General features: G+C 70.1%; 14 protein-coding genes. 6 read left to right on the top strand and 8 right to left on the bottom strand.

The window, feature by feature from the left end:
• Positions 1-25: 25 nt before the first annotated feature.
• Complete coding sequence (locus FHT38_RS11165; protein ID WP_147241974.1) at positions 26-1,219, bottom strand: efflux RND transporter periplasmic adaptor subunit; 1,194 nt, start codon at positions 1,217-1,219, stop codon at positions 26-28.
• A 389-nt stretch (positions 1,220-1,608) separates the two neighbouring features.
• Here FHT38_RS11165 and FHT38_RS11170 point away from each other — a divergent pair, with 389 nt between their 5' ends.
• Positions 1,609-2,685: a glycosyltransferase gene (locus tag FHT38_RS11170; RefSeq protein ID WP_183491803.1), complete on the top strand. Its 1,077-nt coding sequence runs from the start codon at positions 1,609-1,611 to the stop codon at positions 2,683-2,685.
• The gene (locus tag FHT38_RS11175) at positions 2,678-3,607 is read left to right on the top strand and encodes a glycosyl hydrolase family 43 (protein WP_183491804.1); all 930 of its coding nucleotides are present in this window, start codon (positions 2,678-2,680) and stop codon (positions 3,605-3,607) included. Before FHT38_RS11170 ends, FHT38_RS11175 begins: the two co-directional genes overlap by 8 nt.
• Before the next feature lie 13 nt (positions 3,608-3,620).
• On the opposite strand, the gene FHT38_RS11180 is transcribed toward FHT38_RS11175, so the two are convergent.
• Positions 3,621-5,102, bottom strand: a complete 1,482-nt coding sequence (locus tag FHT38_RS11180) for an MFS transporter (RefSeq protein ID WP_183491805.1) — start codon at positions 5,100-5,102, stop codon at positions 3,621-3,623.
• Positions 5,103-5,161: 59 nt separating this feature from the next.
• A complete protein-coding gene (locus FHT38_RS11185; RefSeq protein WP_183491806.1) occupies positions 5,162-5,950 on the bottom strand; it encodes an inositol monophosphatase in 789 nt (262 codons plus the stop codon).
• 133 nt (positions 5,951-6,083) lie between these two features.
• On the opposite strand from FHT38_RS11185, the gene FHT38_RS11190 reads away from it, so the two are divergent.
• Together FHT38_RS11190 and FHT38_RS11195 are read left to right on the top strand one after the other, a co-directional pair.
• Entirely contained in the window at positions 6,084-6,476 is a 393-nt protein-coding gene (locus FHT38_RS11190; protein WP_175538287.1) for a FlxA-like family protein, read from the top strand.
• 64 nt (positions 6,477-6,540) lie between these two features.
• On the top strand, positions 6,541-6,975 hold the full coding sequence (locus FHT38_RS11195; RefSeq protein ID WP_091724820.1) for a response regulator: 435 nt from the start codon (positions 6,541-6,543) through the stop codon (positions 6,973-6,975).
• 40 nt (positions 6,976-7,015) lie between these two features.
• On the opposite strand, the gene FHT38_RS11200 is transcribed toward FHT38_RS11195, so the two are convergent.
• From FHT38_RS11200 to scpA, 5 genes are read right to left on the bottom strand one after another with little or no spacing between them, the layout of a single operon-like run.
• Positions 7,016-7,534: a VOC family protein gene (locus FHT38_RS11200; protein WP_183491807.1), complete on the bottom strand. Its 519-nt coding sequence runs from the start codon at positions 7,532-7,534 to the stop codon at positions 7,016-7,018.
• A gap of 11 nt (positions 7,535-7,545) precedes the next feature.
• Positions 7,546-9,639 (bottom strand): acetyl-CoA carboxylase biotin carboxylase subunit, encoded by a 2,094-nt coding sequence (gene accC, locus FHT38_RS11205; protein WP_183491808.1) that lies wholly within the window; start codon positions 9,637-9,639, stop codon positions 7,546-7,548.
• Between the two features lie 23 nt (positions 9,640-9,662).
• Positions 9,663-11,195 (bottom strand): acyl-CoA carboxylase subunit beta, encoded by a 1,533-nt coding sequence (locus tag FHT38_RS11210; RefSeq protein ID WP_183491809.1) that lies wholly within the window; start codon positions 11,193-11,195, stop codon positions 9,663-9,665.
• Positions 11,188-12,219, bottom strand: a complete 1,032-nt coding sequence (gene meaB / locus FHT38_RS11215; protein WP_255488789.1) for a methylmalonyl Co-A mutase-associated GTPase MeaB — start codon at positions 12,217-12,219, stop codon at positions 11,188-11,190. Before meaB ends, FHT38_RS11210 begins: the two co-directional genes overlap by 8 nt.
• Positions 12,220-12,272: 53 nt before the next feature.
• Positions 12,273-14,480, bottom strand: a complete 2,208-nt coding sequence (scpA, locus tag FHT38_RS11220) for a methylmalonyl-CoA mutase (RefSeq protein WP_183491810.1) — start codon at positions 14,478-14,480, stop codon at positions 12,273-12,275.
• A gap of 80 nt (positions 14,481-14,560) precedes the next feature.
• Here scpA and FHT38_RS11225 point away from each other — a divergent pair, with 80 nt between their 5' ends.
• Together FHT38_RS11225 and FHT38_RS11230 are read left to right on the top strand one after the other, a co-directional pair.
• Positions 14,561-15,238: a GntR family transcriptional regulator gene (locus tag FHT38_RS11225; protein WP_147241804.1), complete on the top strand. Its 678-nt coding sequence runs from the start codon at positions 14,561-14,563 to the stop codon at positions 15,236-15,238.
• A gap of 612 nt (positions 15,239-15,850) precedes the next feature.
• The gene (locus FHT38_RS11230; RefSeq protein WP_183491811.1) at positions 15,851-25,306 is read left to right on the top strand and encodes a hypothetical protein; all 9,456 of its coding nucleotides are present in this window, start codon (positions 15,851-15,853) and stop codon (positions 25,304-25,306) included.
• Positions 25,307-25,427 lie beyond the last annotated feature (121 nt).

A 25,427-nucleotide genomic window follows, 5' to 3' on the forward strand; every position in this document is an offset into this window, starting at 1 on the left:
AAGTCTCCTCGAGTCCGGCCGGTCGTCAGATGCCCGAGGCCGCGGAGGCCGCGAAGTCCGGCGCCGCGCCGGCGGGCGCGGCGGACTTGGTCCCGGCGCCGCTGGCCATGGGCACGGCGGCCTTGGTCAACTCGACGCGCTGGCCGTCGATCAGCGTGCTGGTGGGATGGCGCAGGATGCGGTCGCCCTGCTTCAGGCCGGTGGTGACGACGTACAGCCCCTGGCGGTCGTCGCGCGCGCCCAGGCGGACCGCGGACTTGCCGACCTTGCCGCCGTCCACGCGCCAGACGAAGGCCTTGTCGCCCTCGCGCACCAGCGCGCCGTCGGCCACCATCAGCGCCGAGACGCTGTTGGTCTGCACCCGGCCCTCGGCGTACAGGCCGGCCACACCCGGCTGCTGGGCGCCGGCGAAGTCGACCAGCACTTCCACCTGGCGGGTGCTCGCGTTGGCGGCCTGCGCGATGCGGCGCACCTTGCCCTGGAAGTCGACCTGCGGATAACCGTTGACCCGGAAGTAGACCGTCTGGCCCAGCTTGAGCTCGGCCATGCGGTCCGCGGAAACCAGGCCCTCGAAGCGCATCGACGCCGGATCCATCACCTTGATCAGCTCCTTGCCGATCTGCGCCGAGTCGCCCGGCGAGACCTTGCGGTCGCTGACGACGCCGTCGAACGGGGCGCGCACCTCGGTGCGCTGCTGCTGCTGGCGCGCCGTGGCCACGCGGGCGCGGGCGGCCACCAGGTCGCTCTGGGCGTTGTTGCGGCGGATTTCCGCGTCCTCCATCGCCTGGATGGAGCTCATGCCCTGGGCCTGCAGCGTCTTCAGGCGCTGGTACTGGCGCTCGGCCTGCTCGAAGCTCTGCGAGGCGGCGCGGGCGGCTTCGTCGGCGGACTGCACCGTGTCGCGGATCGCGGTGTCGTCCAGGCGGACCAGCAGGTCGCCGCGCTTCACCCGCTCGCCGTTCTCCTTGAACACCTGCAGCACGACGGCCTGCAGTTCGGCGCGCAGGTCGGCCCGGCGCTCCGGCTGGATCGAGCCGGTGATGACCGGGCCGCTGGCGTATTCGCTCACGCCCAGCGTCTGCACGTCCTCCGGCGCCACCAGCAGGCTGGGCGCGCTGGCCGCGGCGGCGGCGGGCGATGCCTGCTTGTCGGGGGAAGGCTTGCCGCAGGCGGCAAGCAGGGACGCGGCGACAACGGCGATCAGCGACAAACGCAACATGAAGCGGGCTCCGGCGGAGAAAACAAGGTCGTAAAAAAATGTCCTTCGTGCGCAAGCCGCAAAAAGGGCGCGCTAGCTTAACTTCAATGACCCTGCATGCAGGTGGTCACCCCCTGCAGTTCATCCCCGGGAAACAGCGCTTCGTCGCGCCGTCCCCGGCGCCCGGGAACCGCCAGCGCCGGTTACCTGAGGTTTCATCGCGACGCTCCGTCTTCCGCCCGACCGAGGGTCAGGCGTTCACAGGCCGTTAATGCCCCACCGGGAATTGCGCACACCTGCTGCACATGCGCTACCCGTACACCCCACGACTAGGGGAAGTGCCGTCCGTATTGCTGATTGTTAAGAAATAGACTCGAAACGTTTCTTAGCTTTTTTGCCGTTTTGACGTCATGCGCGCACTTTCCATCGTCCACGTGGTCTTCTCGTCTCGCATCGCCGGTGGCGAGCATCACTGCGTCGACCTGGCCAACGCCCAGGCGGCGCTGGGCCACACCGTCCATGTGATCGGCCCGGCCGGCTCGGCCGTCCGGCATGCGCTCGACCAGCGCGTGCGCTTCCACGGCCTGCGCCTGCCGGTGCTGCGCGGGGCGCGGGTCCGGCGTCTGGCCGCCCGGCTGGGCGCGGACATCGTCCACGGCCACCTGGGCCCGGCCTGCAAGGCGGTGGCGGCTGCCCGGGACCGGGTGCGGGTCGGCACGCTCCATGTGGGCTACAAGGCGCACCACCATGCGCGGATGGACGCGCTGGTGTGCGTCAATTCGGCCCAGGTCGGTCACTTGAAGGATTTCGGCGGCATGCATCGCGTCATCTACAACTGGGCGCCGGAACGCAGTCCCGCGTCCTGCGCGGCGAAGGCGCCCTCGGGCTCGCTGCGGCAGGAGCTCGGCATTCCGGCGGCCGCGCCGGTCATCGGCTGCGTCGGCCGGCTGCACGCGGCCAAGGGCATGCACACGCTGATCGAGGCCTTCCAGCGCCATGCGCCGCCGCAGGCGCACCTGGTGCTGATCGGCGAAGGCCCGCAGCGCGCTGAACTCGAGTCGCTGCGCGGCGACGACCGGCGCATCCACCTGCTGGGCTTCCGCTGGAACATCGACGAACTGCTCGGCGAGATGGACCTCTACGTGTCCTCGTCGCGCGAGGAACAGTTCCCGCTGGCCATCCTCGAGGCCATGCGCGCGCGGTTGCCGATCGTGGCGACGGCCACGCTGGGCGCGCGCGAAATGCTGGACCCGGCGCAGTCGGCGATCGTGCCGGTCGATGACGCCGTGGCGATGGGCCAGGCGATCGCCGCCGCGCTGGCCGAGCGCGCCCGCAATGCCCGCCGCCCGGTGGACTACGACATGGACCGCTACGACCGCTCCAGCGCGGTGCGGGCCACGCTGGGCCTGTACCAGGAGGCGCTCGCGCGCCAGGGCGTCAAGATCCACGACCTCGCGGGACTGAGCGTGGAAGACGCCCGTGGTTAAGCGGCCGAAGTCGGATTTCTGGACCGTCGGCGTCGTCCCCGAGCGCCTGGACCGCCTCAGCCCCGAGCGCCTGCGCGAACTGCGCGACCGCATCGTCTGGATGCCGGAAGCCGGCGACTGGCGCTACTACGCCGACCCCTTCGCACTGCGCGAGGGCGACGCGCTCCATGTCTTCGTCGAGCATTTCGACTACCGGACCAAGCGCGCCGACCTGCAGCGCCTCACGCTGAACCTGGCCGACGGCGCCTGGAGCGCGCCCAAGCCGGTGCTGCGCCAGCCCTTCCACCTTTCCTACCCCTTCGTCTTCGAGCACGAGGGCCAGGTCTGGATGGTGCCGGAGTCCAGCCAGGCCGCCGAGGTCGCCCTGTACCGCGCGGTGGATGGCGCCGAGCGCTGGGAGCGCTGGGAACGGGTCTGCGCGCTGCTGCCCGGCGTGCATGCGGTCGATGCCTCGCTGCTGCGGCACGAGGGGCGCTGGTGGATGTTCTATGCCGTCATCGGGCCCGACAAGCGCGACCAGCGCGAATTGCACGTCGCCTGGGCCGACACGCTGCAGGGTCCCTGGACGCCTCACCCGGCGAATCCGGTGAGGTCCGCGCATGACGGCGCGCGTCCGGCCGGCACCCCCTTCGTCGACGTCGACGGCCGGGTGACGCTGCCGGTGCAGGACAGCCGCACCAGCTACGGCGGCGCGACGCGCTGGCTGCGCTTCGACCGGCTCACGCCGCAGGCCGTCGAGGTGCGCGCCTTGCCGGCCACCTTCACCGGCGACCTCGCGCATCCCGGGTTCCTCAGCGGCCTGCACACGATGTCGGCTTGCGGGGACCTCACGCTGATCGACGTCAAGCGCATCGACCGCTCGCGCCATCGCCAGTGGCTGGATTGGAAGCGCCGCGTGCGGCGCTGGTTCGGCCAGCGCTGATCCGCCCGGCGGCTTAACGACGCGCGACCGCGTCGCGCGACACGCCCTCGAGCCCGTCGCCCCCATCGTGCGCGTCGTCCATCGACGGCGCGATGTCCTCCAGCGGTTTGCACTCGGCGTCGACACCGAAACGCAGCGCCAGCAGGCCGGCCACGATCACCAGCGCCGAGCCGATGCCGTAGCCGATCGCCACCTGGCCGCGCTGGGCGCTCTCGACCAGCCAGCCGAACAGCAGCGGCGCCGCGAAGCCGCCGGCCCCGGTGCCCACCGCATAGAAGATCGCGATCGCCATCGCGCGCATCTCGAGCGGGAAGACCTCGCTCACCGTCAGGTAGGCGGAGCTCGCGGCGGCGGACGCGAAGAAGAACACCGCCGACCAGCACAGCGCCTGCGAGCGCGCGTCCAGCACATCCGCGACGAAGGCCACGCCCGTGGCGGCCAGGCCCACGCCGGCCAGTCCGTAGGTCAGCGCGATCATCCGCCGCCGCCCGACGCGGTCGAAGAGCGGCCCCAGCAGCAGCGGCCCCAGCACATTGCCCAGCGCGAACGGGAAGATGTAGAGCGCCACGCGGTGGTCCTCGACGCCATAGAAGCGGGTGAGCACCAGCGCATAGCTGAAGAAGATCGCGTTGTAGAAGAAGGCCTGCGCCAGCATCAGCGCCAGCGCCACGGCGCTGCGCGTGCGATAGCGCCGCAGCAGCACGTGCAGCACCTCGCGCAGGTCGGGCACCGCGCGGCGGTGCTCCCGGCGCGCGACCGGCGGCACCTCGGGCAAGGGGCCGTGCTGGGCGGCGACCTGCGCCTCGATGTCGGCCAGGATGCGCTGCGCCTCCTCGACGCGACCGTGGCGCAGCAGCCAGCGCGGGCTTTCTGGCACGTGACGGCGCACCAGCACCATGGCCACCGCCAGCAGCGCGCCCATCGCGAAGCCGACGCGCCAACCCCGCACCGGGCCCAGCACGTCCGGATGCAGCAGCAGCAGGCTGGCCGCGGCGCCGAGCGCGGCACCGATCCAGAAGCTGCCGTTGATCGCCAGGTTCACGCGGCCGCGCACGCGGGCCGGCACCAGCTCGTCGATGGCGGAGTTGATGGCGGCGTACTCGCCGCCGATGCCCAGGCCGGTGACGAAGCGGCACAGCGCGAAGAAGGCGAAATCGGTCGAGAAGGCGGTGGCGAGCGTCGCGACGGCGTAGACGGCCAGCGTGGCGAGGAACAGCCGTTTGCGACCGAGCCGGTCGGACAGGCGGCCGAACACCAGCGCGCCGACGATCGCGCCGGCCAGGTAGAGCGAGCCGGACCAGCCGACCTGCACCGCGGACAGACCCAGCGTGTCAGGTCGCTCCAGCACGGCGCCGACGGAGCCGACCAGCGTCACCTCCAGGCCGTCCAGCACCCAGGCCACGCCCAGCGCGAGCACCACGCGCCAGTGCCAGCGTGACCAGGGCAGCCGATCGAGCCGGCGGGCGATGTCCAGGGAAGCGAGCGAGGCCGTCATCGACGGGTGATGCGGCAATCGGCGTTCCCCGCTCGGGGTGTTCGACGGCGCAGGCTCGGTCAGACCTTCCAGGCCGCCGCGGCTTCGTCCCACACCTCGGGGCTGCGCGCCACGAGCAACCCGGGCTCGCGGTCGCCCGCGCGGTACGGCGCGCCGTCCAGCCGCGCGGCGACGCCGCCGGCCTCGGTAACGAACAGCGTGCCGGGCGCGTGGTCCCAGGCGAGCTTGCGCCAGTAGAGCGTCGCATCGAAGGCGCCCTCGACGAGCGCGGGGTATTCCGCACCCGCGCAGTTCAAGCCCGGCAGGATCTCGACGCCTTGCCAGGTCGCCACACGGGCCTGGTGTTCCTGCGGCAGGAAGCGCGTCTTGACGACCGCGCGGCGCAGCCCGGGTCCCGGCGCCGCCTTCAGCCGCTCGCCCTCGCGCCAGGCGCCCTGCCCGCGCCGCGCGTGATGCAGCACGCCGCCGATCGGATCGAGCATCCAGGCGCCGACCGCCACGCCATCCTCGAGCAGCGCCACCATCGACGACAGCGGCTCGCGCCCCGAGATGAAGTTGAAGGTCCCATCCAGCGGATCGACCAGCCACACCTGACCCTCATCGAGCTGGTCCAGCAGCTCCGGGGTCTCCGCGCACTGCTCTTCCCCGACCACGCGCGAACCGGGCACCAGCGCGCGCAGCTCGGGGGTCAGGAAGGCCTCGACCTCCCGGTCCACCGTCGTGACCCATTCCCCGGGCGCCTTCTGCATCACGTCGCCATCCGCCAGGCGGCGGAAGCGCGGTGCGATGTAGGTGGTGGCGGCGTGCCGCAGCAGCTCGGCGACGGGATCGGGACGGGTGGCGCTCATCCGGCGATGCTACCCGCACGGGCTTGCCCCTCGCGGCGACAGGCGCGCCGGCACGCTGCGCGGCATGCGCCCGGACGACGCTCAAGACCTGCCCCCGGCGGTCGATATCCCGAGGGTTGCCGAAGGAGTTTCCATGCATGTCGCCGTTCCCACCGCCGCCGCCCCCGCCGGATCGTCCACGTCCGCGCCTTCGGGGTCGGGCAGCGATGCGCAGATCGCCCGCCTGCAGGCCCAGCTCAAGCAATTGCAGAAGCAGATGAAGGACCTGGCGACCGATTCGACGATGGACGCGTCCGCCAAGGACAAGCGCCAGAAGCTGCTCCAGACGCAGATGCAGATGGTGATGGAGCAGATCGCGCAGATCCAGAAGGCGGCCGCGGAAGCCGCCCAGGCGAAGGCCGCGGCCCGCAGCGCCCCGCCGACGGCACCGACGGCACCGACGACGGCTCGCGCCGAGGAGGAGCCGGTGGGCCGGCGCTCGCCGGCGACGTCGATGCTGGGCGCGCTGCTGGACGAGGTCGCCTGACGCGCGCCGGGCGCTCGGGCGCGGATCCTGCCGCGCTACGATTCCCCGCCTGAAGAGGTGTCAGATGGTCACGACGATCAAGCGCGAAGAATTCTGTTTCCTGGTGGTCGACGACTTCTCGACCATGCGCCGGATCATCTCCGGGCTGCTGCGCGAGCTCGGCTTCAAAAAGATCCTGGAGGCCGAGGACGGCAAGGCGGCGCTGCGGCAGCTGGAGCTGTCGGCCGAATCCGGCGAGCCGGTGCACTTCGTGCTCAGCGACGTCAACATGCCGGTGATGAACGGCTTCCAGCTGCTGGAGGCGCTGCGCACCAAACCCGAAGGCGACGCGCTGCGCACGATCCCGGTGCTGCTGGTCACCGCCGAGGGCCGCAAGGAAGACATCATCCGCGCCGCGCAGCTCGGCGCGACCGGCTACATCGTCAAGCCGTTCAACAAGGACACGGTCGGCGACAAGATCCACCTGACGCTGAAGAACCGGAACATCCTGGTCGATTGAGTCGCTCCGGCTGACGCCGGGCCGGCCGGGTCCGCCGCGCTCAGCCCCCTCCCAGCGCCTTCACCACGTCCTCCGGCGCCTGCACCAGCTCGATCAGCACGCCCTCGCCCCCGATCGGGAACTCGTCATTGCTCTTCGGATGGATGAAGCAGATGTCGTGGCCGGCCGCGCCCTTGCGGATGCCGCCCGGCGCGAATCGCACGCCGTTGGCCGTCATCCACTCGACCGCCTTCGGCAGGTCGTCGACCCACAGGCCGACGTGGTTCAGCGGCGTCGCATGCACGGCCGGTTTCTTCTCCGGATCCAGCGGCTGCATCAGGTCGACCTCGACCTTGTGCGGCCCGCTGCCGATGGCGCAGATGTCCTCGTCGACGTTCTCGCGCTCCGAGACGAAGTTGCCGGTGACCTGCAGCCCCAGCACGTCCACCCACAGCCGGCGCAGCGCCGTCTTGTCCGGGCCGCCGATCGCGATCTGCTGGATGCCGAGGATGCGGTAGGGCTTCGCCGCGGCGGTCGTGGATGCGGTGGTCGTTGCGGTCGTCGTTGCGGATGCGGTCATGGCCTGCCCCTTCATTCGAAACGCACGATCGGCTGGTCGACCGCCAGACTCTCGCCCACCTTGGCCAGCACCTCGGCGACCTTCACGTCCTGCGTCGCGGTGAGGATGTTCTCCATCTTCATCGCCTCGATCACCGCCAGCCGTTCGCCGGCTTGCACCAGTTGCCCCGGCTGCACGGCGATGTGGACCAGCAGCCCCGGCATCGGCGACAGCAGCAGCTTGCTGGTGTCCGGCGGCGCCTTGTAGGGCATCAGCCGGTGCAGCTCGGCCGCGCGCGGCGACAGCACCGTGACCTCGATCGCGCGCCCGTTGTGCTGGATGCGATAGGCCAGCGGCGCCCTCGGCGTGCCGCGCTCGGCCTGGGCGACGAAGGGCCGTCCGTTCACGGTGCCGAAGAGCCGCGTGTCGTTCAGCCGCGAAGTGCTGACCATGCGGTAGGACTTGCCGCCGCCCTGCGCCTGGCCGCGGCCCTCGACGCCATCCGCGCCCTCGGCGCCGACGCGGATCAACGCCTCGCCCTGCGCGCCGACGTACTCGGTGATGTTGAGCGGATACCGCCGGAAGCTGCCCTGCCCTTCGTTGACCACCGCGACGTAGTCGTGCTCGATGCGGACCTCATGCCCCGGCAGCTGGCCGGTGATGCCGGCCTCGCGCTCACGGGCCTTGCGGCGGATGAAGCCGGCCAGCGCCACCAGGAAGTCCGGATCGTCGTGCGGCACGTCCTCGGCGTGGAAGCCGCTGCCGTAGTGCTGCGCGATGAAGCCGGTGTTGAAGTCGCCCGAGCGGAAGTCCGGATGCGCCAGCAGCGCCGACTGGAACGGGATGTTGCTCGAGATGCCGCGGATCACGAAGCCGTTGAGCGCCTCGCGCATCTTGGCGATCGCGTCGTCGCGGTCGCGGCCGTGCACGATCAGCTTGGCGATCATCGAGTCGTAGAACATCGGGATCTCGCCGCCGTCGAAGACGCCGGTGTCCACGCGCACGCCGAAGCGCGCCTCGCCGGCCGCCTCCATCGAGGTCTCCGGCGGCTGGTACTTCACCAGCCGGCCGGTCGACGGCAGGAAGTTGCGGAATGGATCCTCCGCGTTGATGCGGCATTCGATCGCCCAGCCCTCGCGCCTGATCTCGTCCTGCTTGAACGGCAGCGGCTCGCCCGCGGCGACGCGGATCATCAGCTCGACCAGATCCAGCCCGGTGATGCACTCGGTGACCGGATGCTCGACCTGCAGCCGCGTGTTCATCTCCAGGAAGTAGAAGGACTGGTCCTTGCCGACCACGAACTCCACCGTGCCCGCGCTCTGGTACTTCACCGCCTTGGCCAACGCCACCGCCTGCTCGCCCATCGCGCGGCGCGTGGCCTCGCTGATGAAGGGCGACGGCGCCTCCTCGATCACCTTCTGGTGGCGGCGCTGGATCGAGCACTCGCGCTCCCACAGATAGACGACGTTGCCCTGGGCATCGCCCAGCACCTGGATCTCGATGTGGCGCGGCGACTCGACGAACTTCTCCATGAACACGCGGTCGTCGCCGAAGCTCGCGCGCGCCTCGTTGCGGCAGCTGGTGAAGCCGTCGTGGCAGTCCTTGTCGTTGAACGCGACGCGCAGCCCTTTGCCGCCGCCGCCCGCGCTCGCCTTGATCATCACCGGGTAGCCGATGCGATGGGCGATGGCCACGGCCTCGTCGGGTGATTCGATCGGCTGGTTGTGGCCGGGGATGGTGTTGACCTGCGCCTCGCCCGCGAGTTTCTTGGAGGCGATCTTGTCGCCCATCGCCGCGATCGAGTAATGCTTGGGCCCGATGAAAACCAGGCCTTCCTCCTCCACGCGGCGCGCGAAGTCCTCGTTCTCCGACAGGAAGCCATAGCCGGGATGGATGGCCTGGGCGCCGGTCTGCTTCGCCGCGGCGATGATCTTGTCGGCCACCAGGTAGGACTCGCGCGAGGGCGCCGGGCCCAGCAGCACGGCCTCGTCGGCCAGCTCCACGTGGCGGGCGTCCTTGTCCGCCTCCGAATACACCGCCACCGTGGCGATGCCCATCTTCTTCGCCGTCTTGATCACGCGGCACGCGATCTCACCGCGATTGGCGATCAGGATCTTCTTGAACATGTTCTGCGTCTCCTGCGCGCCGGTCAGAGGGGGATGTTCCCGTGTTTGCGCCACGGGTTCTCGAGCTGCTTGTCCTTGAGCATCACCAGCGAGCGGCAGATGCGCTTGCGCGTCTCGTGCGGCTGGATGACGTCGTCGATGAAGCCGCGCGCCCCGGCCACGAACGGGTTGGCGAAGCGCGCCTTGTACTCGGCCTCGCGCGCGGCCAGCTTGGCCGGATCGTTCTTGTCCTCGCGGAAGATGATCTCCACCGCGCCCTTGGCGCCCATCACCGCGATCTCGGCATTGGGCCAGGCGAAGTTGACGTCGCCGCGCAGGTGCTTGGAGCTCATCACGTCATACGCGCCGCCATAGGCCTTGCGCGTGATCACCGTCACCTTGGGCACCGTGCACTCCGCATACGCGTAGAGCAGCTTGGCGCCGTGCTTGATGATGCCGCCGTACTCCTGCGAAGTGCCCGGCATGAAGCCCGGCACGTCGACGAAGGTGATCACCGGGATGTTGAACGCATCGCAGAAGCGCACGAAACGCGCCGCCTTGATGCTGCTCTTGATGTCGAGGCAGCCCGCCAACACCAGCGGCTGGTTGGCAACGATGCCCACCGTCCGCCCCTCCATGCGGGCGAAGCCGGTCAGGATGTTCTTCGCGTTCTCGGCCTGCAGCTCGAAGAAGTCGCCGTCGTCCACGACCTTGAGGATCAGCTCCTTCATGTCGTAGGGCTTGTTCGGGTTGTCCGGCACCAGCGTGTCGAGCGAATGATCCAGCCGCGCGCCGGGATCGCCGCTCGGGCGGCACGGCGCCTTCTCGCGGTTGTTCAACGGCAGGTAGTTGAAGAAGCGCCGCAGCATCAGGATGGCCTCGACGTCGTTCTCGAAGGCCAGATCCGCGACGCCGCTGCGCGCCGTGTGCGTCGAGGCGCCGCCCAGCTCCTCGGCCGTCACTTCCTCGTGCGTCACGGTCTTCACCACCTCGGGCCCCGTGACGAACATGTAGCTGCTGTCCTTGACCATGAAGATGAAGTCGGTCATCGCCGGCGAGTACACCGCGCCGCCGGCGCAGGGGCCCATGATCATGCTGATCTGCGGGATCACGCCGGAGGCCATCACGTTGCGCTGGAACACCTCGGCGTAGCCGCCCAGCGAGGCCACGCCCTCCTGGATGCGCGCGCCGCCGGAGTCGTTCAGGCCGATCACCGGCGCGCCGACCTTCATCGCCTGGTCCATCACCTTGCAGATCTTCTCGGCATGGGCCTCGGACAGCGCGCCGCCGAAGACGGTGAAGTCCTGGCTGAAGGCGAAGGCCAGCCGGCCGTTGATCATCCCGTAGCCGATGACGACGCCGTCGCCCGGGATCTTGTTGTCCGCCATGCCGAAGTCGACGCAGCGGTGCTCGACGAACATGTCCCACTCCTCGAAGGTGCCGTCGTCGAAGAGCAGGTCCAGCCGTTCGCGCGCGGTCAGCTTGCCCTTGGCGTGCTGGGCCGCGATGCGCTTTTCGCCGCCGCCCTGGCGCGCCTGCTCGCGCTTGTCCTCGAGCATCTGTTGGATGTCATGCATGTCGTTGGTCCTTTGAATCCTCGGGATTCCTGTCTCCGGAAAATCTCGCCAGCAGCTCGCGCGCCGCCGTCGACGCCGCGAGCTGCCCGCCGAGCACCCGCGCCGTGATGTCCTCGAGCGCGCCGCGCACCGCGGGCGCTGCCTTGAACTGCTGCTTCAGGCCCGACTGGATGCGCTCCCACATCCACGCCAGCGCCTGCTGCTGGCGTTTCTCCTCGAAAGCGCCGTTGGCCTGCTGGAGCGCCTGGAACTCGGTCACCGCGCGCCAGAAGGCGTCGACGCCCTCGCCCTTGAGCGCCGACATCCGCATCACCCGCGGATGCCAGATCGCCGTGTCGTGATGGGCGTGGTCGGGCCGGCCATGCAGCCCGTACAGCCGCAGCGAGGACGTGATCTGCGCCTGCGCCCGCGTCGCCGCGGCGTCGTCCAGGTCCGCCTTGTTGATCACGACCAGGTCGGCCAGCTCCATCACGCCCTTCTTGATCGCCTGCAGGTCGTCGCCGGCATTGGGCAGCTGCAGCAGGCAGTACATGTCGGTCATGCCCGCCACCGCCGTCTCGCTCTGGCCGACGCCGACCGTCTCGACGATCACGATGTCATGGCCGGCGGCCTCGCAGACCAGCATCGCCTCGCGCGTCTTCTCCGCCACGCCGCCCAGCGTGCCGCTGGACGGACTGGGCCGGATGTAGGCGCGCGGATCCATCGAGAGCCGCTCCATGCGCGTCTTGTCGCCCAGGATGGAGCCGCCCGACACCGTGCTCGACGGATCCACCGCCAGCACCGCGACGCGATGGCCGCGCGCGATCAGGTCCAGGCCGAGCGCCTCGATGAAGGTGCTCTTGCCCACGCCCGGCACGCCCGAGATGCCCAGCCGCAGCGAGCGCCCCGTGCGCGGCAGCAGCCCGGTGAGCAGCGCGTCGGCCTGCGCGCGGTGGTCGGCGCGGGTCGACTCCAGCAGCGTGATGGCCTTGGCCATCGCGCGGCGCTGGGCCGGTCCGGGCTCGCCCAGCAGCGGCGCGGCCAGCGGGTGCTCCGGGAGGTCGGAAGGGAGCGGCGCGTTCACGCGGTCCGCTCCGCTCAGGCCGCGACCGTCTTGCGGATCTGCTCGAGCACGTCCTTGGCGCTCGCCGGGATCGGCGTGCCGGGCCCGTAGATGCCCTTGACGCCGGCCTCGTAGAGGAAGTCGTAGTCCTGCGCCGGGATCACGCCGCCGACGAACACGACGATGTCATCGCCGCCCTGCTCCTTGAGCGCCTGGATGATGGCCGGCACCAGCGTCTTGTGGCCGGCCGCCAGCGTCGACACGCCGACGGCGTGCACGTCGTTCTCGATGGCCTGGCGCGCGCATTCCTCCGGCGTCTGGAACAGCGGCCCCATGTCGACGTCGAAGCCCAGGTCCGCGTAGGCCGTGGCGACAACCTTCGCGCCGCGGTCATGCCCGTCCTGGCCGAGCTTGGCGATCATCACCCGCGGCCGGCGGCCCTGCTCCTCGGCGAAGGCGGCGATCTCGTCCTGCAGCTTGGCCCAGCCTTCGGCCGAGTCATAGGCCGCCGCGTAGACGCCGGTGACCTTCTGCGTGTCGGCGCGGTGCCGGCCGAAGACCGCCTCCAGCGCGTCCGAGACCTCGCCCACCGTCGCCCGCAGCCGGATCGCCTGGATGCTCAGGTCCAGCAGGTTGCCGGTGCCCGAGCGCGCGGCCTCGGTCAGCGCCGCCAGCGCGGCCTGCACCTTCGCGCCGTCGCGCGTGGCCTTGATCTTCCGCAGGCGCGCGATCTGGCTGTCGCGCACCTTGACGTTGTCGACCTCGAGGATCTCGACCGGGTCTTCCTTCGCCAGCCGGTACTTGTTGACGCCGACGATCACGTCCTTGCCGCTGTCGATGCGCGCCTGCTTCTCCGCGGCGCTGGCCTCGATCTTGAGCTTGGCCCAACCCGAGTCCACCGCCTTGGTCATGCCGCCCATGGCGTCGACCTCCTCGAGGATCGCCCAGGCCTTGTCGGCCATGTCCTGGGTCAGCGACTCCATCATGTAGCTGCCGGCCCAGGGGTCGATCACGTTCGTGATGTGGGTCTCCTCCTGGATGATCAGCTGCGTGTTGCGCGCGATGCGGGCGCTGAACTCGGTGGGCAGCGCGATGGCCTCGTCCAGCGAGTTCGTGTGCAGCGACTGCGTGCCGCCGAACACCGCCGCCATCGCCTCGATGGTGGTGCGCACCACGTTGTTGTAGGGGTCCTGCTCGGTCAGGCTCCACCCGGAAGTCTGGCTGTGCGTGCGCAGCATCAGGCTCTTGGGGTTCTTCGCGCCGAAGCCCTTCATGATCCGGCACCACAGCAGCCGCGCGGCCCGCATCTTGGCGATCTCCAGATAGAAGTTCATCCCCACCGCCCAGAAGAAGGACAGCCGGCCGGCGAAGTCGTCCACGTCCATGCCCTTGGCGATCGCGGTCTTGACGTACTCCTTGCCATCGGCCAGCGTGAAGGCCAGCTCCAGCGCCTGGTTCGCGCCCGCCTCCTGCATGTGGTAGCCGCTGATCGAGATCGAGTTGAACTTCGGCATGTGCGAGGCCGTGTACTCGATGATGTCGCCGATGATGCGCATCGACGGCTCGGGCGGGTAGATGTAGGTGTTGCGGACCATGAACTCCTTGAGGATGTCGTTCTGGATGGTGCCGCTGAGCTGGTCCTGCGCGACGCCCTGCTCCTCCGCCGCGACGACGTAGCCGGCCAGCACCGGCAGCACCGCCCCGTTCATCGTCATCGAGACCGAGACCTTGTCCAGCGGGATGCCGTCGAACAGGATCTTCATGTCCTCCACCGAGTCGATCGCCACGCCGGCCTTGCCGACGTCGCCCGTCACGCGCGGATGGTCGGAGTCATAGCCGCGGTGCGTCGCCAGGTCGAAGGCCACCGACACGCCCTGCCCGCCCGCGGCCAGCGCCTTGCGGTAGAAGGCGTTGCTCTCCTCGGCGGTCGAGAAGCCGGCGTACTGACGGATGGTCCAGGGCCGCACCGCGTACATCGTGGCCTGCGGGCCGCGCAGGAAGGGCTCGAAGCCGGGCAGCGTGTCCGCGTACGGCAGGTCGCGGGTGTCGGCCGCGGTGTACAGCGGCTTGACCACCAGCCCTTCGGGGGTGTGCCAGTTCAGTTTGGCGGGGTCCCCGCCGGGCGCGGACTTCGCCGCCGCTTTGTGCCATTGCTCCAGCGTCGCCGGCGCGAACTCCGGGGGAGTGTTCGTCCCGCTTGTGGCGGACGGCGCGGCGGAGGGGACCTTGTGTTCGTTCGACATGGGGGACTCCTGGAAGCGGCGGATCATAGCGTGGCGCGAATTCATAATTATGAATTTCGGATTCGCTACACTCCCGCGCCATGCCTGTCACTGGCCCGCTCACCGCCCCGCTCGCTCCCCGCGCCCCGCTTTATGAGGAGGTCGCCGAGCGGCTGCGCCAGCGCATCTTCGCCAAGGAGCTCGAACCGGGCAGCTGGATCGACGAGCTCAAGCTCTGCGCCGAGCTCGGCATCAGCCGCACCCCCATGCGCGAGGCGCTCAAGGTGCTGGCCTCCGAAGGGCTGGTCACGATGCGGGTGCGCCGCGGCGCCTACGTCACCGAGATGTCCGAGCGCGACGTCCGCGAGGCCTACCAGCTGCTGTCCCTGCTGGAGAGCGACGCCGCCGCCGTCGTGGCCCGCACGGCGACCGACCCAGAGCTGGCGGAACTTCGCCAGCTGCACCAGGCGCTCGAGGAAAGCCTGGCCGCCGGCGAGGCCGGCCGGGAGCACTTCTTCGCCGCCAACGAGCGCTTCCATCTGCGCATCATCGAGATCGACGGCAACCGCTGGCGGATGCAGATCATCACGGACCTGCGCCGGGTGATGAAGCTCAACCGCCACCACTCGCTGTTCAAGCAGGGGCGGCTGCAGGAATCGCTGCAGGAGCATCGCGACATGCTGGATGCCCTGCTCGCCCGTGACCCGGAGCGGGCGGCGAGGCTGGTCCGGTGTCACTTCGACAATGGACTCAAGGCCACCGGCCGCGCTGCCGATTAGGCGCGCGCACGAACCGGGGCCGCCGCGAAAATCCCTCGGCATTAATTCACCGGCGATATTCCCGGTGTATTTGAGATAACTCCCGAAAACCACTTTCCGGGCCCTCGGAAAACCCGTGAACTTGTCACGGACGACACCTTCCGCGTCCTCGGCACCCCCGCCCGGGCCCACCCGCCAGCGGTGTTCGTTCACACGGCTCACATCTTGTTGCAGCCACCCACGAGGCTCACGCCGGCCTCACCACCGCGGCAAACCCGGGCTCCGCGTGCTTCAGAGTCGCGCCTAAGTGCCGATCACCATTGGATGTCCCGGCCGCGACAAGTGAACGACCGTTCGCTCATTGGCCGCCGGAACCTTGCCCCGGCAAGCATCCCATCCCCCGCGTTCACGGGCTTTACGCGCCGTCTGTAACCGTGAACTGAGGCCGACTCCCGGCCCTTTTGTTCCGTTCAGGTTAAGCGGGGGGCAAATAACATTTCTGGGCTAGCTCAAGTTCGTCATTCCGCGTCCGAAAACCGGATGACGGCATCCGGAAGTCGGGTGCCAAAGCTGACCCAAATCCCCTCGCGCCTATGGGCGCATCCGCCCCCATAGGTTCACGGAGTTCCAAAGATGGCATCGCTGATTACCAACCTGACGACCGACCAGATCGCCGCCCTCACGTCGACGACCCTGGCGCGCCTGACCAGCGAAGACTGGGCAGCGTTTTCCACCGAACAGTTCCAGGCGCTGACGACCTCGCAGTTCGCGACGCTCGGCACCCGGGCGGTGTCGTTCTTCACGACGACCAACATCGCCGCCATCGAGTCCGACGACCTGCGCGCCCTGTCGACGGCCGCGGTCCAGACCTTCACCAGCGCGCAGCTCAATGCGCTGGGCTCCGACCAGTTCGGCGCGATGACCACCCGCCAGGTCGGCGCGATGACCACCCAGCAGGTCCGCAACCTGGAGTCCGACGACCTGAATGCGCTGGCCTCGGACCAGATCCGGGCGCTGAGCACCCAGCAGGTGGCCGCCATCTCCACCAGCCTGATCAACAGCCTGGCCTCCGATGACCTGCAGGCGCTCAAGACCGAGCAGATCAAGGCCCTGAGCTCCCAGCAAGTCGCCGCCCTCGCCACCGAGGGCGTCGCCGCTCTGGGCACCGGCCAGGCCGCCGCGCTGACCAGCACCCAGACCGCCGCGCTGAATTCCGACCAGGCCGCCGCGCTGACCTCCGACGCCGTGCACGCGCTGAGCACCGCCGCCGTCAAGGCGCTGGGCACCGATCAGGTCGCCGCGCTGAACTCGGACCAGGTCGCCGCGCTGACGACCGCCCAGATCAACGCGCTGTCCACCCAGCAGATCCGCCAGCTGGCCAGCGATGAAATCGCCGCGCTGGACACCAACCAGATCCGCGCCATCACCACGCAGCAGATCGCCGCGCTGACCACCGACCAGCTGGCCGGCGTCGACAGCGCCGACGTGCAGGCGCTGTCCACCGCGCAGGTGCGCGCGCTGAGCTCCGCCCAGATCGGCGCGCTGAGCTCCGATTCCATCGAGGCGATGAGCTCCGGCCAGATCGGCGCGCTGACCTCGACCCAGGTCAAGGGCCTGACCACCGACCAGATGGCCGCGATCAGCTCCGACGACATGAAGGCGCTGTCCACCGCCACCGTGCGCGCGCTGTCGACCGACCAGGTCCAGGCGCTGAACTCGGACCAGGTCGCCGCGATGTCCAGCAGCCAGATCGGCGCGCTGACGACCGGCCAGGTCGCCGTGCTGTCCACCGATGAGCTGAACGCGCTGAGCAGCAGCCAGATCCGCGCGCTGGGCACCGCCCAGATCGCCGCGCTGTCGACCGACCAGGTCCAGGGCATGGAGTCCGCCGACGTCCAGGCCTTCACCACCGCCCAGATCGCCGCGCTGAGCTCGGCCCAGATCGCCGCGCTGTCCACCGACGCGATCGTCGCGCTGAGCTCGGCCCAGGTCGCCACCCTCACCTCCCGCCAGCTGGCCGGTCTCTCGACCGACCAGATCGCCGCCATCGAGACCGGCGACCTGCGCGCGCTGTCCTCGACCGCGATCCGCTCGCTGACCACCGACCAGTTCGACGCGCTGAGCTCCGACCAGGTCGGCGCGCTGACGACCGGCCAGGTCGCCGCGCTGACGACCGGCCAGGTCCAGGCGATGGCCAGCGACGACCTGAACGCGCTGGGCTCGGCCCAGATCCGCGCGCTGGGCACCGCCCAGGTCGCGGCGCTGTCGACCGCCCAGGTCAACACCATGGAAAGCGCCGACGTCCAGGCGCTGAGCACCCAGCAGGTGCAGGCGCTGAGCTCGGCCCAGGTCGGCGCGCTGTCCACGGAAAACGTCGCGGCGCTGAGCTCGCAGCAGGTCGCCGCGCTGTCGACCCGCCAGATCGCGGGTCTGACGACCGACCAGATGGGCGCGATCGAGACCGGCGACCTGCGCGCCATGTCCACGGCCGCGATCCGCTCGCTCACCACCGACCAGTTCGACGCGCTGAACTCCGACCAGGTCGGCGCGCTGACGACCGGCCAGGTCGCCGCCCTGACCACCGGCCAGGTCCAGGCGATGTCCAGCGATGACCTGAACGCGCTGGGCTCGGCCCAGATCCGCGCGCTGGGCACCGCCCAGGTCGCCGCGCTGTCGACCGCCCAGGTCAACACCATGGAAAGCGCCGACGTGCAGGCGCTGACCACGCAGCAGGTCGCCGCGCTGGGCTCGGCCCAGGTCGGCGCGCTGTCGACGGACAACGTCGCCGCGCTGAGCTCGACCCAGGTCGCCGCGCTGTCGACCCGCCAGATCGCGGGCCTGACCACTGACCAGATGGGCGCGATCGAGACGCAGGACCTGCGCGCCATGTCCACCGCCGCGATCCGCTCGCTGACCACCGACCAGTTCGACGCGCTGGGCTCGGCCCAGGTCGCCGCGCTGACGACCGGCCAGGTCGCCGCGCTGACCACCGGCCAGGTCCAGGCCATGTCCAGCGACGACCTGAACGCGCTGGGCTCGGCGCAGATCCGCGCGCTGGGCACCGCCCAGATCGCGGCGCTGTCGACCACCCAGATCGCCAACATGACCAGCGAGGACGTGCAGGCGCTGAGCTCCGGCCAGATCGCCGCGCTGAGCTCCGACCAGATCGGCGCGCTGTCGACCGAGAACATCGTCGCCCTGACCTCCTCGCAGGTCGGCGCGCTGTCGACCAAGCAGGTCGCGGGCCTGACCACCGACCAGATGGGCGCCATCGAGACCGGCGACCTGAAGGCGCTGGGCACCGCCGCCGTGCGCGCGCTGACCACCGACCAGCTCGGCGCCCTGGGCTCCGACCAGGTGGCCGCGCTGTCGACCCAGCAGGTGGCCGCGCTGTCGACCGCCCAGGTCAGCAACCTGAGCAGCGATGACCTGAACGCGTTGACCAGCGGCCAGATCAAGGCCCTGTCGACGCAGCAGGTCGCCGCGCTGACGACCGCCCAGGTCAACACGATGGAAAGCGCCGACGTGCAGGCGCTGTCCACGCAGCAGATCGCCGCGCTGAGCTCCGACCAGGTCGGCGCGCTGTCCACCGAGAACATCGCCGCGCTGAGCTCGCAGCAGGTCGCGCCGCTGTCGACCAAGCAGGTCGGCGGCCTGACGACCGACCAGGTCGGCGCCATCGAGACGGTGGACGTCCGCGCGCTGACGACCAACGCGCTGCGCGCCCTGACCACCAGCCAGATCGACGCCCTGAGCTCGGACCAGATCGCCGCGCTGACGACCGCCCAGGTCGCCGCGCTGACGACGGCGCAGGTGCAGGCGCTGGCCAGCGACGACCTGAACGCGCTGGGCTCGGCCCAGATCCGCGCGCTGTCGACCGCCCAGGTCGCCGCGCTGACCACCGGCCAGATCAACGGCATGGAATCGGCCGACGTGCAGGCGCTGTCGACCCAGCAGGTCGCCGCGCTGGGCTCGGCCCAGGTTGGCGCGCTGTCGACCGAGAACGTCGCCGCCCTGACCTCCGCCCAGGTGGGCGCGCTGACGACCAAGCAGGTCGCCGGCCTGACCACCGACCAGATGGCCGCCCTGGAAACGGGTGACCTGAAGGCGCTGTCCACCGCCGCGCTGCGCGCGCTGGGCACCGACCAGCTGGACGCGCTGGGCTCCGACCAGATCGCCGCGCTGTCGACCCAGCAGGTCGCCGCGCTGTCGACCGCCCAGGTCGCCAACCTGTCCTCCGACGACCTGAACGCGCTGACCAGCGGCCAGATCAAGGCGCTGTCGACCGCGCAGGTCGCCGCGCTGACGACCACGCAGGTCTCGACCATGACCAGCGACGACGTCGCCGCGCTGACCACGGCGCAGCTGCAGTCGCTGGGCTCGGCCCAGATCGGCGCGCTGAGCACCGAAGCGATCGTCGCGCTGGGCTCCGCCCAGGTCGGCGCGCTGACGACCAAGCAGGTCGCGGGCCTGACCACCGACCAGATGGCCGCCATCGAGACCGGTGACCTGCGCGCGCTGAACAGCGCCGCGCTGCGCGCCCTGTCGACCGACCAGCTCAATGCGCTGGGCTCCGACCAGGTCGCCGCGCTGAGCACCGTCCAGGTGGCCGCGCTGACGACCGCGCAGGTCGCCGGCCTGACCAGCGACGACCTCAACGCCCTGGGCAGCGCCCAGATCAAGGCGCTGGGCACCGCGCAGGTCGCCGCCCTGACGACCGCCCAGGTCAACGCGATGGAAAGCGCCGACGTGCAGGCGCTGTCCACCCAGCAGGTCGCCGCGCTGGGCTCGGCCCAGGTCGGCGCGCTGAGCACCGAATCGGTGGTCGCGCTGACCTCCAACCAGGTCGCCGCGCTGAGCAGCAAGCAGGTCGCGGGCCTGACCACCGACCAGATGGCCGCCCTGGAAACGGGTGACCTGAAGGCGCTGTCCACGACCGCCGTGCGGGCGCTGGGCACCGACCAGCTCGATGCGCTGAACTCCGACCAGGTCGCCGCGCTGACGACCCAGCAGGTCGCCGCGCTGACGACCGGCCAGGTCAGCAACCTGTCCTCGGACGACCTCAATGCGCTGACCAGCGCGCAGGTGAAGGCGCTGTCGACCCAGCAGGTCGCCGCGCTGACCACCGGCCAGGTCAACACCATGGAGTCCGCCGACGTGGCGGCGCTGACGACCCAGCAGGTCGCCGCGCTGAGCTCGTCGCAGGTCGGCGCGCTGAGCACCGACTCGATCATCGCCCTGAGTTCCGGCCAGGTCGCCGCGCTGAGCAGCAAGCAGGTCGCGGGCCTGACCACCGACCAGATGGCCGCGCTGGAATCGGCCGACCTGCGGGCGCTGTCCACGGTCGCCCTGCGCGCCCTGACCAGCGACCAGCTCGAGGCGCTGAGCTCCGACCAGGTCCAGGCGCTGACGACCCAGCAGGTCGCCGCGCTGACGACCGCGCAGGTCAGCCAGCTCGCCACCGATGACGTGGGCGCGCTGACCTCCGGCCAGCTGCGCGCCCTGGGCACCGCCCAGGTCGCCGCGCTCGGCACCGCCCAGCTCGACGCGCTGAACAGCGACCAGGTCGCCGCGCTGACGACCCAGCAGGTCGCCGCGCTGACCACGGCCCAGGTCAGCAACCTGTCCAGCGATGACCTGAACGCGTTGACCAGCGCCCAGATCAAGGCGCTGACCACGCAGCAGGTCGCCGCGCTGACGACCGGCCAGATCAACACGATGGAAACGGCCGACGTGGCCGCGCTGGCCACCAACCAGATCGCCGCGCTGAGCTCGTCGCAAGTCGGTGCGCTGAGCACCGAGGCCATCGTCGCGCTGACCTCCTCGCAGGTCGCCGCGCTGACCACGAAGCAGGTCGGTGGCCTGACGACCGACCAGATGGCCGCGATCGAGACCGGCGACCTCAAGTCGCTGTCCAGCGTCGCGCTGCGGGCCCTGGGCACCGACCAGCTGGATGCGCTGGGCTCCGACCAGATCGCCGCGCTGTCGACCCAGCAGGTCGCCGCGCTGACGACCGGCCAGGTCAGCAACCTGTCCAGCGATGACCTGAACGCGTTGACCAGCGGCCAGATCAAGGCGCTGACCACGCAGCAGGTCGCCGCGCTGACGACCACGCAGGTCTCGACCATGACCAGCGACGACGTCGCCGCGCTGACCACCGCGCAGGTGCAGGCCCTGGGCTCGGCCCAGGTCGGCGCCCTCGCCACCGACGCGATCGTCGCGCTGGGCTCGGCGCAGGTCGCCGCGCTGACCACGAAGCAGGTCGCCGGCCTGACGACCGACCAGATGGCCGCGATCGAGACGGGCGACCTCAAGTCGCTGTCGACCGCCGCGCTGCGTTCGCTGGGCACCGACCAGCTCGACGCGCTGGGCTCCGACCAGATCGCCGCGCTGACGACCCAGCAGGTCGCCGCGCTGTCGACCGCCCAGGTCAGCAACCTGAGCAGCGATGACCTGAACGCGTTGACCAGCGCGCAGATCAAGGCGCTGTCGACCGCGCAGGTCGCCTCGCTGACGACCACCCAGGTCTCGACCATGACCAGCGACGACGTCGCCGCGCTGAACTCGGCGCAGGTCGCCGCGCTGAGCTCGGCCCAGGTCGGCGCGCTGAGCACCGACGCCGTGGTGGCCCTGAGCTCCGCCCAGGTCGCCGCGCTGAACAGCAAGCAGGTCGCCGGCCTGACCACCGACCAGATGGCCGCCCTGGAAACGGGCGATCTGAAGGCCCTGTCCACCAACGCCCTGCAGGCGCTGACCTCGGCCCAGCTGGAAGCGCTGGGCTCCGACCAGATCGCCGCGCTGTCGACCCAGCAGGTCGCCGCGCTGACGACCGGCCAGGTCGCCAACCTGACCAGCGATGACCTGAACGCGCTGACCAGCGGCCAGATCAAGGCGCTGTCCACGCAGCAGATCGCCGCGCTGACGACCACCCAGGTCGCCGCGATGGAGTCCGCCGACGTGCAGGCGCTGGCCACCAACCAGGTCGCCGCGCTGAGCTCGGCCCAGGTCGGCGCGCTGAGCACCGACGCCGTGGTCGCCCTGAGCTCCGCCCAGGTCGCCGCGCTGAGCAGCAGGCAGGTCGCCGGCCTGACCACCGACCAGATGGCCGCGATCGAAAGCGGTGACCTGAAGTCGCTGTCGACGCTCGCCCTGCGCGCGCTCAGCAGCGACCAGCTGGAAGCGCTGAGCTCCGACCAGGTCCAGGCGCTGACCACCGCGCAGGTGGCCTCGCTGACGACCACGCAGGTCAGCCAGCTGGCGACGGACGACTTCGCCGCGCTGACGACCGGCCAGCTGCGCGCCCTGACCACCGGCCAGATCGCCGCGCTGGGCTCGGCCGAACTGGAAGCGCTGGGCTCCGACCAGGTCGCCGCGCTGACGACCCAGCAGATCGCCGCGCTGACGACCAGCCAGGTCGCCAACCTGACCAGCGACGACCTCAACGCGCTGACCAGCGCGCAGGTCAAGGCGCTGAGCACCGCCCAGGTGGCCGCGCTGACCACCGCGCAGGTCAACACGATGGAGACCGCCGACGTGGCCGCGCTGGCCACCAACCAGGTCGCCGCGCTGAGCTCCGACCAGGTCGGCGCGCTGACCACCGAAGCGGTCGTGGCGCTGAGCTCGACGCAGGTCGCCGCGCTGACCAGCAAGCAGGTCGCCGGCCTGACCACGGACCAGATGGCCGCCCTGGAATCGGGTGACCTGAAGGCCCTGTCGACGGTGGCGCTGCGTGCGCTGACCAGCGACCAGCTGGGCGCCCTGGGCTCCGACCAGGTCGCCTCGCTGACGACGACGCAGGTCGCCGCGCTGACCACCGGCCAGGTGAGCACGCTCGCCAGCGACGACCTGAACGCGCTCACCAGCGCACAGGTCCGCGCGCTGACGACGCAGCAGGTCGCCGCGCTGACGACCACGCAGGTCGCCACGATGGAGAGCGCCGACGTCGCGGCCCTGAGCTCGCAACAGGTCCAGGCGCTGAGCTCGGCCCAGATCGGCGCGCTGAGCACCGAGGCGGTGATCGCGCTGAGCTCGGTCCAGGTGGCCGCGCTGAGCTCGGCCCAGGTCAAGGGCCTGACGACGGACCAGATGGCCGCGCTGGAGACCGGTGACCTGCGCTCGCTGTCCACGGTCGCCCTGCGCGCCCTGGGCACCGACCAGATCGAGGCGCTGGGCTCCGACCAGATCGCCGCGCTGACGACCGTCCAGGTCGCCGCGCTGTCGACCGCGCAGATCGCCAACCTGAGCAGCGACGACCTGAACGCGCTGACCAGCGGCCAGATCCGCGCGCTGGGCAACAGCCAGCTGCAGGCCCTGACGACCACGCAGATCTCGACGATGACGACGGACGACGTCGCCGCGCTGAGCTCGGCGCAGCTGCAGGCCCTGGGCTCGGCCCAGATCGGCGCCCTGAGCACCGACGCGATCCAGGCGCTGAGCTCGTCGCAGGCGGCGGCCCTGAGCTCGGCCCAGGTCGACGGCCTGACCACCGACCAGATGGCGGCCTTCGAGTCGGCCGACCTGCGCAGCCTGAGCACGCTGGCGATCCGCTCGCTGGACAGCGCTCAACTGGAAGCGCTGGGCTCCGACCAGATCGCGGCGCTGAGCACGCAGCAGGTCGCCGCGCTGAGCACGCTGCAGGTGAGCCAACTGGCCACCGACGACGTGCAGGCGCTGACCTCGACGCAGGTCGTGGCGATGAGCTCGGCCCAGCTGAGCGCCTTCACCACCGACCAGGTGCAGGCGATCGACACCGGTGACCTGGCGGCGATCGCCAGCGGCAACCTGGTGGCCTTCGGCTCGGCGGACTTCGAGGCCTTCAGCTCGGATCAGATCCACGCGCTGACCTCGCAGCAGTGGAGCGCGGTGAGCGCGACGCAGGTGGCGGGCATCGAGACGGCCGACATCGCCTCGATCTCCACCGCTGGCATCCACGCGCTGAGCACCGCGGCGATCCACGCCTTCAGCACCGACCAGATCGCGGCACTGACCAGCGACCAGGTCCATGAATTCAGCACCGCGCAACTGCGCGCGCTGGGCACGGACCAGATCGCGGCCATCACCACGGACGACATCGGCGCGCTGACCAGCACGCACTTCGGGACGATGACCTCGTCGCAGCTGCATGCGTTCACGACCGACCAGATCCTGGCGCTGGACTCGAGCGACATCCACGCGCTCACCTCGGTGCAGATCCAGGGCCTGTCGACCGACCAGATCGTGGCGATGACCTCCGACCAGTTCATCGGCTGGGACACGCAGGACCTGGCCAGCATGAGCATGGAGCAGGTGCTGGCGATGACCTCCGACCAGAAGGCCGGCTGGAGCGACGAGCAGATCAACGCCCACTTCATGGCCACGCCGATCATGCTGGACCTGGATGGCAACGGCATCCAGACGCTGGCGGCCAAGGACGGCGTGCACTTCGACCTCAACGCCACCGGTCACAACGACAAGTGGGGCTGGGTCGGCGGCAACGACGGCCTGCTGGTGATGGATCGCAACGGCAACGGCACGATCGACAGCGGCGCCGAGCTCTTCGGCTCGGGCACCACGGTCAACGGCCGCAAGGGCCTGGACGGCTTCGCCGCCCTCGCCTCGCTGGACGCCAACCATGACGGCCACATCAACGCCAAGGACGCGGACTTCAGCCACCTGCAGGTCTGGGTCGACGCCAACCACGACGGCAAGACCGACGCGGGTGAGCTCAAGTCGCTGACCGACCTGGGCATCGTCGACCTGAACCTGGGCGCGACCAAGGGCACGGACGTCGATCACGGCAACCTGATCGGCCTGGTGTCCAGCTACACCAAGGCGGACGGCACGACGAGCGAGATGTCCGACGTGTGGTTCACCAAGGACGGCGCGACGCAGCAGGTCCATGGCACGACGCGGGAAGCCGCGCCGCAGCTGGGCGACCTGCTCGCCCAGCCGGAAGCCAACCTGCTCGGCGGCGCGACGGCGCACACCGCGACGGCGGCCACGGCGGCCACCACCGCGGCGTCCACCGACGCGGTCAACCACGACGTGCTGAGCGCGGCCTACAAGAAGCTGCATGACGACGACCAGAACGGCGCTGTTCCGCTGATCTAAGCGGCAGTCCGGAACCGGGGGCCTCGCGCCCCCGGTTTGCCGTTTGCGGCCCTCGCCCGCGCGCCCCGCCAGCGTGGGCCGCAAACGACAGACCGCCAGGTTCCAGCAGTACCCTCCCATC

Source organism: Mitsuaria sp. BK041, from assembly GCF_014193085.1.
Classification (GTDB): domain Bacteria; phylum Pseudomonadota; class Gammaproteobacteria; order Burkholderiales; family Burkholderiaceae_C; genus Roseateles.

Excerpts from the sequence above, each read along its gene's own strand:
- accC (WP_183491808.1), bottom strand. The coding sequence starts at position 9,639 with ATGTTCAAGAAGATCCTGATCGCCAATCGCGGTGAGATCGCGTGCCGC.
- FHT38_RS11165 (WP_147241974.1), bottom strand. The coding sequence starts at position 1,219 with ATGTTGCGTTTGTCGCTGATCGCCGTTGTCGCCGCGTCCCTGCTTGCC.
- FHT38_RS11170 (WP_183491803.1), top strand. The coding sequence starts at position 1,609 with ATGCGCGCACTTTCCATCGTCCACGTGGTCTTCTCGTCTCGCATCGCC.
- scpA (WP_183491810.1), bottom strand. The coding sequence starts at position 14,480 with ATGTCGAACGAACACAAGGTCCCCTCCGCCGCGCCGTCCGCCACAAGC.
- FHT38_RS11210 (WP_183491809.1), bottom strand. The coding sequence starts at position 11,195 with ATGCATGACATCCAACAGATGCTCGAGGACAAGCGCGAGCAGGCGCGC.
- FHT38_RS11195 (WP_091724820.1), top strand. The coding sequence starts at position 6,541 with ATGGTCACGACGATCAAGCGCGAAGAATTCTGTTTCCTGGTGGTCGAC.
- FHT38_RS11200 (WP_183491807.1), bottom strand. The coding sequence starts at position 7,534 with ATGACCGCATCCGCAACGACGACCGCAACGACCACCGCATCCACGACC.
- FHT38_RS11225 (WP_147241804.1), top strand. The coding sequence starts at position 14,561 with ATGCCTGTCACTGGCCCGCTCACCGCCCCGCTCGCTCCCCGCGCCCCG.
- FHT38_RS11180 (WP_183491805.1), bottom strand. The coding sequence starts at position 5,102 with ATGACGGCCTCGCTCGCTTCCCTGGACATCGCCCGCCGGCTCGATCGG.
- FHT38_RS11190 (WP_175538287.1), top strand. The coding sequence starts at position 6,084 with ATGCATGTCGCCGTTCCCACCGCCGCCGCCCCCGCCGGATCGTCCACG.
- FHT38_RS11230 (WP_183491811.1), top strand. The coding sequence starts at position 15,851 with ATGGCATCGCTGATTACCAACCTGACGACCGACCAGATCGCCGCCCTC.
- FHT38_RS11185 (WP_183491806.1), bottom strand. The coding sequence starts at position 5,950 with ATGAGCGCCACCCGTCCCGATCCCGTCGCCGAGCTGCTGCGGCACGCC.